Below are 9,784 nucleotides of genomic sequence, written 5' to 3' on the forward strand. Positions count from 1 at the left end.
CCTACACTCCTAAAGCGTTTGAAGGACTTCTCCAATTTGGCGACCTATTGGACTATTATGCCATGAGGCGAGGTGGGGCCACACTGCGGCCAATTCTCGGCGCAGGCGTATGGAGCTGGTTTCTCGCGTGATATTTGCAGCCTCGTGCACGGATCCGGCTGCCGCTTCTGGTTGCCCCGCATTGGCATATGCCACAGCTTGCCGCGCGCGATATACGCCTACATCACGTCGAGATCCCGCCGGTGGTTCTTTGAGTACCTGTTCCCACAATGCCACCGCCTCGACCCCGAGTCCGAGCCGGGTATAGCAGGTGGCTCGTTGAGCTGGTATATAGGTCGGACTTCTCCGACAGGCGTTATACCAAGGGTAGTCATCGTCTACTTTGGAGAGTAGGGCCTCTGCCTTGTCTAGCGCGTAATCTGCGCCGCGCCGGTCGCTTGCAAGGGAGTGACCGTGGGCGGACTGCTGCATAGCCTGCACCCGCACTTTGGCGCACAGGGAAGTTTCATCGGCTAGTGCCGCTAGCGCTAGGTCAAGGGTGCCAGGACCGTCTCCCTGGTCTGTGCAGATCATCGCCTTGTTCGTTAGGGCGTGCCGGACAAGCTGCACATCTCCCACCCGATGAGCAAGTTCCAAAGTTTTGTTCGCCCAATTAGAGGCGGTTCCCAAATCTCCGGCATCCTGGTATAGCCAGGTCACCAACCCAGAATAGGCGACATTGGTGCGCAGCAAGGAGCGGCGGATTTCGCCGCGAGAAATTGCAAGAAGTCGATCAATCAGTTCTTGTTGCACTAGCACGGCCGGAATAACAGCATGAGGGCCGAGTGAAGCTTCCGCCAGATAGTAGCTTTCTATTTGAGAAGCCAGGTGTTCAACCAGTTCGGGTGAGACATTCTCATACGAAGCTAGAGGAATAATTCTTCCTCCGGCAAGAATGCCCGCACCGCTACCTGCCAAAAATGTTCGTCTGTCTACAGCCACGATCACCACCTCACCCACAGCAGAAATGACGCTAAAAGGCTTTACGTCATCGGTCTCTAGTCCGTGGGTATTAGCCTGTATCGGACTCTTCCAACCTGCCGATCCCGATCCTTCGCGCGCGCGACTGGCGGGCAGCTTGAACCACAGATGCACCTCGGGGATACGCAGCACCACCGCCCAACGGATCAGTTTTTTGAGATCGGATATCGGTGGGCCGCTTTCGATACGCGAGAGCTGGGTTTGAGTAATACCCATCCATCTTGCCACTAGCTCTTGCGACAACGGCGCACCGTGGTAAGGGTGAAGGCGATAAGCGGCAATGACCCGACCCATATGCCACGACGCGAGGGCATCTCGGAGCTTATCTGATATTTCCCAAAAATCGCGCGGTACGGGGGGTGCGCCCGCTTCTAGCTCTACCGCCCGACGCTGGCATTGCGCACACAAGTCAGACTGATTGTCGCGGGCAAGAAGAATGCCACACCGACAGTAACGGGCCTTACCAGATCCGTTACCCACGGTTACCTCCGCCATTGACGCGCGCCCGCCTGAACCGTCACATGGCAGTCTATCCGTCACCGTGTGTCGTCAAGACATGTCGCGTATAGCGATCATGCAGCAGAGGGCTAGTGATCTTGAGTGTCGCGGATCAGCCTTCAACCTGGCTTCGCTGTTCGCTTCCCCTGGACGGCCGTCCGGTTCTTCCCGGACTGGGCGGCTCTCGATGGCTGCCCTACCCGCGTCCTGCAGCGTGCCAGACCGGTGCCGTGCCGGTTCGGAGTGATCACGCTTGCGGGTGATCGCGGGTAGGGCAGTCCCTTCTATCTCTCGGTGTTTGGAGTCATGCCCGTGAATTCGATCTTGCTTGCTGCTGCTGCGTTCGGTGTGGCGCCGGTGGGGCAGTTGTTCGGTCCCGAGGTGCACGCGGCCGACGAGCACGGGTTGTCCGCTGACCAGGTCGGGCGGTTGGCGGTCGAATGCGCCGCGTACACGCAGGGCTCGGACACGGCGCTTCGGCGGATGGCTGCGTTGTCGGCCCGGATCGCCACCGTGGCGTACACGCGGTCGTCCGAGCCGGATTGGGATGGGAACGGGGACGAGGTTGCCGCGTTGTTGGACGAGCATGCCCGGGAGTACCGGGCGCTGTTGGGCGTCTGGCATGAGCGTCTGGTGTCCGGTCTGGCCGTGCTGAGCGACGAGCAGGTGGATTCCGTCGCGTCGAGGCGGGCGGCATGGATGGTGCGGACCGTGACGAGCATCCAGGGTGTGGCACCGGCTGGTCCGGTCCGGCGAACGCTGACGGATGCGTCGACCTGACCGTTGTGTCTGCCGTCCCGGTGCGGGGCTGGTTGTTGTTCCGATCTCATCTCGAAGGAGAGTTCTGATGTCTGAGGGTTCCCGTACGCAGCGTCCGTCTCTGGCGGACATCAGCCTGGTCTGACCGGAGACGCTCGGTTGCCCTGTCCGCCCACGCCCCGTCTGGTGGCGCGGGTGTCGGACGGGTAGGGCCCGATGCTCTCGACCCGAGACAGCCCATCGGACCACCAGTGTCGCTGGCGCGGTGGGCTCTGCCGCTCCGTCCGTCGTGTGGCCAGCGTGGCGCCCGACTACCCCCCTCGTGGCGCACGGCTGCACATGGCGGGCGGGGCGGTCTTTCCCTGCCGTCTTCCCGAGGTTCCCATCATGATCCGTATCCAAGTTAGTGATCTTCCACGGCTGGACCTTCCGTCGCTGAACGGGATCATCATTTCCGGCCGTGGGCAGACCACGGATGGCAACAGGCATGTGTGTCTTTCGTTTGAGCTGACCGGCGATTCTTCTACCCGCCACGTTCGATCCCGCGCGGACCAATCCGACCAGTGTCTTGTTATTCATCCGAACGTCGTGCCGGTGCAGGTTACGGCGATTGCTTTCGCGGTGGGGCGCTGGTTGATGGACGCCCCCTGTACTCGGGAGCTTCCCGGACCGATCGTTACGTCGGGTGCTGTTCTGCCAGCGCACGCGGGGGAATGGCGTGGCATCACGCGGCAGGTGACTGTCGTAGACGATGATTCCACGGAGAACACTGTTACCGTGTGGGAACTCATGTCGCCACGACGCTATCGGGCGTGGCTTTCTGCGGAGTGCCCGTGACCATCTTCGGGTCGGCAGAAAAAGTTTTTGTGAGCTGGGATCATCGGCTTTCCGTAGAGGATTTGCCATCCCTGGAACCGTGGGCGGGAAACGGGGTTCATCTCACCCATCTTGGTAATCCGATCCTTGCCGACGGCGAGCTTTGGATCAGACCTGGTGACATTGAGATACATGATGATCCTCGGTCTTTGCCGGACATCGCGAAAAGTCTCGCGCGGAACATCGATATTTCCGCTGTGGCGTTGCATCCGCGGGGAGTTTCTCTGTGGAAAACACGGGTTGCGGTAGCGTCTGCGATGCGTCTTTTCCGCGAGGAGCCGACGCGGGCGGGAGACGGGCCGGTCATCACGTGTGCGGCCCATCCCGAGCTGCTGGACCTGCGCGCGTTCCGTGGTTTCCGCCTGCATTACCACAGGGTAGAGATCGTTCATTTCGGAGGGCTGATGACCAGGTCAGGGCTGTGGGAGCTACGCAGAAACGGTACGGAAAATTCCCGTCCGGAGCTCTGGTTTCGATGAGCGACAGCGACAGCGACTCCGCAGCGCAACGTATCCGCATCACACCGGTGCACTCACGCGGGAACTTCCCGGCGGGTTACAGCCTGATCTACGGGCAAGTTCCCGAGAGAAAAGAAAGCGATTCCAGCCTGCTGCACTACACCGGCGTCCGGGTCCTGCCGGACACGGTCCTTCACGTGGCTCTCGGCCTTCGTGAACCCGGAATTGTAAGCATCGTCATCCACCACGACGAAATACCGATCGCGGACACGATGAGCGCCCTAATTACTGGTCTTTCTATAGCCTATTTGGAACAGCGCAGCACGATTGTTATCGGTGGTTTCGATGCGATCCCACCGCGCGTTGATCTCAAGCGGGTGACGGCACACCCGGTGGACGGTGACGAGTCCCGGACGGTGTGGGAAATACACGACTAGAAGAATTCCGTGTCGGCACCGAAAGAAAGCCGATCGCATGTTTCACCTTGCCGCGTGCGACTGTGTGTTCGTCCAGCTACCAGACCTTTCCTTTTCCGATCCGGTGCCGTGCCGGTCACACCGCATTCTGAGAGGAATCCCGGTGGACAGTACGACAGACGTAGAAGCACGTGATCGGGTCATGTATCAGCAGCTCGACACGCTGCTGCACGGCACGAGCCCTGACGATCTCGCGGCCCTGCTGGCCACCTGGTACGGCGTCGTCATACCAGCGGAACATGTCGCGTCCCTGGGAATCGAAGCCATGCGTACCATTGCCCTCGCCATCTACGAAAATCTTGGCTAACCGACATAACCTGGTGTGGTGGGGCGCGCGCCCGGCGAAGTTGGTGTGCGGAACGCGCGCCCGCCGAGGTTACCGGGTGGTGGTGCGGGGTGGGTGGTGTGCTGGTCTGCGTGCTGTCTCGATGATGTCCGCGATGGCGACGACGCTACGGGGGTCACACCGCAACAGGCAACGGGCAAGGCGGGTACCGGTGGGTCCGGGCGGACCTGCGGACAGGATCACGTACAAGGCGTGTTGGTAGGGAGTCCAGCCGATCGCCGTGCCATCTGTGGGGGGCACCCATCCCGCCACGTCACGGACCCCCGAACCGGGGTGTACCAAGGTCGGGAAGTGCGCGGAGGTAGAGGGTTACCGCACTGTCCCATGGGGTCCGGCGACGGTTGTCGACGTAGATCAGTCGAGGCAGGGCCGCGACGACGTCGATCATGTCGTGTAGAGACGCGCCGGTTTCGAGGGTCAGCGCGTGGATCTCGGGTTCGGGGTGGGTGAGGGAGACGAACGGGCGTCCGTCGAACGGGTTGTGCCACCTGTCGTTGTGGGGCGGGATACTGGGCATGGTCACCGTCCTGGTCAGTCAGGGGTGTGATCTCCCGTCCGGTGGTCGCACACCGGACGGGACCGCCTAACTTTAGGGCGCTACGCCCTAAAGTTCAATGGAGTTCGGCCGATATCGTCTTGCACCGTGGATGACCCGCTTCTGAGCTACAGCGAGATAGCGACGATCGCGGGTGTCTCTGCCAAGACCATGCGCAACTACCGCGCGGCGGGGCGGTTTCCGCCCCCTGACGAGCTTCCCGCCCCGGACCGGCCACGGTGGCGCCGGTCTACGGTGCTGGACTGGTTGGCCACTCGCCCCGGGCAGGGTGCCCGGACCGACCTGCACGCCGGCACCGACAGGCACGGCGACGATGTGCGCGTGGACGGTGCGGACGGGCAGTAGGCGCCGATGGCGGCTTTGACATGGATCGGCCGGTGCCCCCCCGCAGGTTGGGGGCACCGGCCGATGCTCTTTCAGGACCTACACCACGGGCAGTTCTTCATTTTCGCGTCAGTGCCGGATTGGGCCCAAATCACCCGCGCCCGATAGCGACACCCACGAGGATGCCAGGTATAAAAATAAAAATGATGATCGCGGCGGCAAGTGCGACTTTGTAGCGCCAGGGCAGCCATTCATCGTTCACGATTCTTCCTCTTTCCGAGGTCGATGCTCGGGGGTTTTTCTTCAGGTAGGTACTTTTTCCAGTTGATTCCATCCTCGAACGCAAGGTCTACGGGATGGACGTGGACGGAAATCCAGGCGCGGGAATAGAAAAAAATGCGTAGGCCGTAGGTCACCCATGGGGGTAGTGGGTGTTCCTGGCGAATCGCGGATATTTCGGTGCACGCGGCATTACAGAGCGCCCGGTGGGTGGCCCACCCCACGTAGGGGGCTGGATCGTTACTGAGGGGCCGTGGGCTGTGGGCTCGGCCCACCAGTGGCCCGTGGCGGATGACCTCGTCTCTGCGGGCGTCGTCACCCGGGTAGGCGCTCCGGTACATCGTGAGCCCGACATGTTCCCCTGACCAGGTTGTCACCAGTACACCAGCGGGTTTCAGCAGGAAATCGGTATCTTCATTGACCGCGACGGTTTCGATGATCTCATCGGGCAGAACAATGCGCTGTAGGTAGCTTTCAAAGCGCGCCATGCGCATGCCGTCTACTCGCCGGTCGATGGTGTGACGGGCTTATGACGGGCGGCTTTGAACGCACTTGCAGGTGGCGGAGGATTTGCCGGACCGGGCAGAGTCGTGAAGATGGGGTGGGCTTTGTCCGGGACGGCATGTGTGGTGTCGTCACCTCGTCTGAGTCGCTGTTGCATTTCTATCGCCAGTGCCAACAGCAAATGCCGCTCGTAGTCCTTGCGAAAGGAGTCACCGAACACGTCGTAGTACACGGCAGCGTCACCACGGCGGTCGGTCAATGTGAGACTGACCCGCCCACGGGACGGAACGGGGTCGAGTGCCAGCAGCGCGCGTAGCGCGGAGCCGCGCGGGTGGCCGAGCGCGTGCGTAGCCGCGTTGAGCAGCCGCACAACGGCCATGGCCTCTGCCCACTCGCCACCGGTGGCGCGCACGCGGGTCAACAGCCTAGGGGCGGCCTTGATCACGTCTTCCGGGCCGCGTACGCCGCGCCGAACGAGCAGCACAAGATCTTCTAGGAGTTCCTTCCCGGTCGGGTCTTCCCTGTCCATGATCCTCTTCCCGTGCGTACGCCTTTGCGTGGGTACATCCTGACAGTGATCGGCGGATTACGCATCCGGGTTTAGTCCGGGTTGCGTCCGGGTTGCGTCCGGGCAGTTTGTCCCCTGTTGGTCGTCCGGGTTTCGTCCGGGTCTGGCGGCAGCGAGGTCCGGCGCACGCCCGGATATCGCCCAGGAATGACCCCGTCAGATACCTGCGCCCATGCATTTCTGCGGGAAGCATGAGTGGTGTTCGGCGGGGCAACCCGCAAACCCACCCCCGATTTTCCGGGAGTCCCCATGCTGCTTTTTCTTTTCCTCGTGATGCTTGTTCTCGCGATTCCTCTCTGGCGGTTTCTTGCGGTGTTTGTGCCGGTGGCGATGGCGTGCTGGACGGTGGTGTGGGTGGCCACCACGCCAGGCCACGGGATGGCCCGGTACGCCGTTGCCCTCACATTTGTGTTGTTCGCCGCGCGGGCCGTGAACAGGTGGACTCACAGGTGAACCGGAGCATGCGTCTCACCCTCTTTCTCGCGACGCTCGTGATTCTCGCTACTGCCGTTTTCATGGTGGGCTTCGCCATCGGCACGCAGGCTCCGCACGCCACGCCGCGGGACTGCACAACACCCCTACTCTGCGTGCATCCCGCTTTCTCCCTGTCTCCTTTGGACTCTGTTCGGACGGGCGGTATCTGTGTTCAGTAACCGGGACCTCGACATTCTCAGGACGAACGCGACGGACTCGTTCGACGCTTACATGGACACCTTTACCGCCGATTCCGTTCTCCACGACATTTACATGAACATCATCGACAGTAACGAGGAAGGCACCAGAGCGCTCGGGTACGTTTTCGCGCTGCTTTCCGCCCACCGGGACGTGATTCGCCTCGTGTGGGAGACAGCGCAAGGTGAATGGGTTTACGCGACCCGGATGGCATCCGAAACCGAATTCCACGAGGACGAGGACGGGGCCGACCAGTGATCGTTCCTATTTCTTTCCTGCTCATTCTGATCATCGCCGTATTCGTGCTTATCCGTGCTTTCGGCCTGAGCGCTGCCCACGCATTCGTCTGCGTGACGTTGGGCTATTACCTGGCGAGTTCCAGGCTGGCCAGCCCGTTTCAGCGGGTGATTGATCCCATCCTCGGACTCGTCACCTCCATTCATCTCTAGCGGACGGGGTGCCCGGACAGATGTCCGGGCACCCCGCCTTTCCCGAGGGGAAAAATGATGGCTCACATGCCGGCACGTCACCAGCGGGCAATGGCCCGTGATATGCGCCGTATGCGCCGTTACATGCGCAAATCAACAAAGCATCAGACCCGTGGGCGACCGCATCCGGTCAGCGGCATCAGCCGTGTTCTGTGGAAATACCGAAGCGAACTTGCTCCGGCTTACCTCGCGGTTTACCTAGCGTTTTCCGCAGCGCTGGCCCATCGGGCATGGGGACCCCTCACCACGATCATCATCGGCCTGTTAGTACTGGTCACAGCCGGTGTGAGAGTCCGCAGGTACGACCGGACGCCAGAGCGCACCTATGCGGCTGGTGTGGTCGTCCTGGCCGGTGGATGGTGGCTCGCCGCTGCCATCATCGGACCTGACACCAACCCCCTGCTGGGCATTCTGGTGATCGGTGGTTTTATCGCCGCGTTGCCATGGTGGCGGCACCATAGGCGCCGCGCACGGGTCCGTGTAGACCGGACCCTAGCTGCCTGGCCAGAATTGGCCGAGAACGCCGGACTCGGTGGTTCACGGGTCATGTCTGCGCTGGTGGATGCCTACGGGTACACCGTGCGCGTGGCCCTACGCCGTGGCACGTCCGCACGGACCGCGATTGCCCGCGCGGACGAAATCGCCAGCATGCTCGGTGTCCGTCCGAACAGTGTCCGGGTGACCGGCGATCCCGACCGGGAAGACCATGTGATCGTCCGCGTGACCGAAACCGATCCGCTGGCCCGTCCGAATCCCTGGCCCGGAGCATCCGACGCGCCGAGCATCACTGTTCCGGTGCCTCTCGGCATTGCGGAAGACGGAACCGTATCCACTGTTACGCTCTTGCGCCGCCATGCTCTTATTGGGGGCGTGGTCGGCTCGGGAAAATCGGGAGTGGTCAACGCCATTCTGGCGACACTCGGACCGGCCGAGGATGTCGCCCTATGGGGAATCGATCTGAAGGGCGGAATGGAACTAGGCCCCTGGGCCAACTGCCTCGAAAAGCTCGCTACCGCCCCGGACGACGCGGTCGATCTTCTCGCGGAAGCCTTCGAGGAATTGCAGCGACGGGCCCGCGATCTGTCCGCCCGTGGTGAACGCACCTGGCATCCCGACCGGACACACAAAGCACTTGTGATTCTGATAGATGAATTCGCGGAACTCCCCGACCAGGGAATCGCGATCACCGATTCTATTGCCCGGCTCGGCCGCGCAGTTGCCGTCACGCTCATTGTCGCCACCCAACGGCCCACGCAGGACGTGATGGGTAATGGTGCGGTCCGCAGTCAGATGGACGTCCGGATAGCCCTACGGGTACGGGAAAGAGGCGACACCGACCTGATTCTTGGTGCCGGTGCCTATAAAAGCGGGTGGCGGACCGACTATTTCAACCTGCCGGGCGTCTACCTGATTTACGATCCCGAGCACAACACCCCCGTCCCCAACCGTGCCTATCTGGTCGATGACGCCACCGTCACCAGGATTACCGGTGGTTTCCCCACGCCGAAAGCCCTCGCTGCGGCGGACGGCACCAAGCGTGTGGCCGATCCCGACGATGCTCTGTGGACGGCGCTTGCTGCGGCAGGGCCGGACGGTGCCAGCGTGGCCGACCTGGTCACTGCCACCGGTCGTAGCCGCCGGTGGGTGTACTACTCGCTGCGCCAACTCCAAGACGCCGGCACCGTCCACCAGGTTGCCCCCGGACGGTTCACCACCACCGGGCCGTCATGACACAGCGTCACCGCAGACCCGTGCAAACCCCTGTGCAACCCGGTGTGCACCCGCGTGCACCGGGGCGTGCACGCCCGGCCCTACGCGCGCGCGTGCGCGCCTGCGCGCATAGGCACCCACGCATCCCACCACGTGCACACACCAGCGCACCCACAACACAGCGTCACAGCACCAGCGGACAGGAACCGACCAGCGGACCTCACAGGCCGACCAGCGGACAGGAACCGAC

Annotated in this window: 14 protein-coding genes; 10 read left to right on the forward strand and 4 right to left on the reverse strand. The window is 62.2% G+C overall.

Annotation, left to right across the window (positions count from 1 at the left end; translation table 11 throughout):
* Positions 1-9: 9 nt before the first annotated feature.
* Positions 10-1,515, reverse strand: a complete 1,506-nt coding sequence (locus ND747_RS00485) for a helix-turn-helix domain-containing protein (protein ID WP_285899769.1) — start codon at positions 1,513-1,515, stop codon at positions 10-12.
* A 327-nt stretch (positions 1,516-1,842) separates the two neighbouring features.
* Between ND747_RS00485 and ND747_RS00490 the strand changes: the two genes are divergently transcribed.
* The 5 genes from ND747_RS00490 (at position 1,843) to ND747_RS00510 (ending at position 4,394) form a co-directional block, all read left to right on the forward strand.
* On the forward strand, positions 1,843-2,298 hold the full coding sequence (locus ND747_RS00490; protein ID WP_251730888.1) for a hypothetical protein: 456 nt from the start codon (positions 1,843-1,845) through the stop codon (positions 2,296-2,298).
* Between the two features lie 366 nt (positions 2,299-2,664).
* Entirely contained in the window at positions 2,665-3,114 is a 450-nt protein-coding gene (locus ND747_RS00495; RefSeq protein WP_251730889.1) for a hypothetical protein, read from the forward strand.
* Positions 3,111-3,632, forward strand: a complete 522-nt coding sequence (locus tag ND747_RS00500) for a hypothetical protein (RefSeq protein WP_251730890.1) — start codon at positions 3,111-3,113, stop codon at positions 3,630-3,632. The genes ND747_RS00495 and ND747_RS00500 overlap by 4 nt, the downstream gene beginning before the upstream one ends.
* Entirely contained in the window at positions 3,629-4,048 is a 420-nt protein-coding gene (locus ND747_RS00505) for a hypothetical protein (protein WP_251730891.1), read from the forward strand. Before ND747_RS00500 ends, ND747_RS00505 begins: the two co-directional genes overlap by 4 nt.
* A gap of 181 nt (positions 4,049-4,229) precedes the next feature.
* Complete coding sequence (locus ND747_RS00510) at positions 4,230-4,394, forward strand: hypothetical protein (protein WP_251730892.1); 165 nt, start codon at positions 4,230-4,232, stop codon at positions 4,392-4,394.
* Positions 4,395-4,686: 292 nt separating this feature from the next.
* On the opposite strand, the gene ND747_RS00515 is transcribed toward ND747_RS00510, so the two are convergent.
* The gene (locus ND747_RS00515; protein ID WP_251730893.1) at positions 4,687-4,950 is read right to left on the reverse strand and encodes a hypothetical protein; all 264 of its coding nucleotides are present in this window, start codon (positions 4,948-4,950) and stop codon (positions 4,687-4,689) included.
* A 126-nt stretch (positions 4,951-5,076) separates the two neighbouring features.
* On the opposite strand from ND747_RS00515, the gene ND747_RS00520 reads away from it, so the two are divergent.
* A complete protein-coding gene (locus ND747_RS00520) occupies positions 5,077-5,334 on the forward strand; it encodes a helix-turn-helix domain-containing protein (RefSeq protein ID WP_251730894.1) in 258 nt (85 codons plus the stop codon).
* A 230-nt stretch (positions 5,335-5,564) separates the two neighbouring features.
* Here ND747_RS00520 and ND747_RS00525 read toward each other — a convergent pair whose 3' ends face one another.
* Both ND747_RS00525 and ND747_RS00530 read right to left on the reverse strand, forming a co-directional pair.
* Entirely contained in the window at positions 5,565-6,086 is a 522-nt protein-coding gene (locus ND747_RS00525) for a hypothetical protein (protein ID WP_251730895.1), read from the reverse strand.
* Positions 6,087-6,091: 5 nt separating this feature from the next.
* Complete coding sequence (locus ND747_RS00530) at positions 6,092-6,625, reverse strand: hypothetical protein (protein WP_251730896.1); 534 nt, start codon at positions 6,623-6,625, stop codon at positions 6,092-6,094.
* Positions 6,626-6,913: 288 nt separating this feature from the next.
* Here ND747_RS00530 and ND747_RS00535 point away from each other — a divergent pair, with 288 nt between their 5' ends.
* From ND747_RS00535 to ND747_RS00550, 4 genes are all read left to right on the forward strand, one after another.
* Entirely contained in the window at positions 6,914-7,117 is a 204-nt protein-coding gene (locus ND747_RS00535) for a hypothetical protein (protein WP_251730897.1), read from the forward strand.
* Between the two features lie 294 nt (positions 7,118-7,411).
* The gene (locus tag ND747_RS00540; protein WP_251730898.1) at positions 7,412-7,594 is read left to right on the forward strand and encodes a hypothetical protein; all 183 of its coding nucleotides are present in this window, start codon (positions 7,412-7,414) and stop codon (positions 7,592-7,594) included.
* Positions 7,591-7,785, forward strand: coding sequence for a hypothetical protein (locus ND747_RS00545; RefSeq protein ID WP_251730899.1), 195 nt, complete (start codon positions 7,591-7,593; stop codon positions 7,783-7,785). Before ND747_RS00540 ends, ND747_RS00545 begins: the two co-directional genes overlap by 4 nt.
* Before the next feature lie 66 nt (positions 7,786-7,851).
* On the forward strand, positions 7,852-9,555 hold the full coding sequence (locus tag ND747_RS00550; RefSeq protein ID WP_251730900.1) for an FtsK/SpoIIIE domain-containing protein: 1,704 nt from the start codon (positions 7,852-7,854) through the stop codon (positions 9,553-9,555).
* Positions 9,556-9,784: the final 229 nt, after the last annotated feature.

The sequence above is a fragment of the Frankia sp. R82 genome (genome assembly GCF_023716925.1).
Classification (GTDB): Bacteria; Actinomycetota; Actinomycetes; order Frankiales; family Frankiaceae; genus Frankia.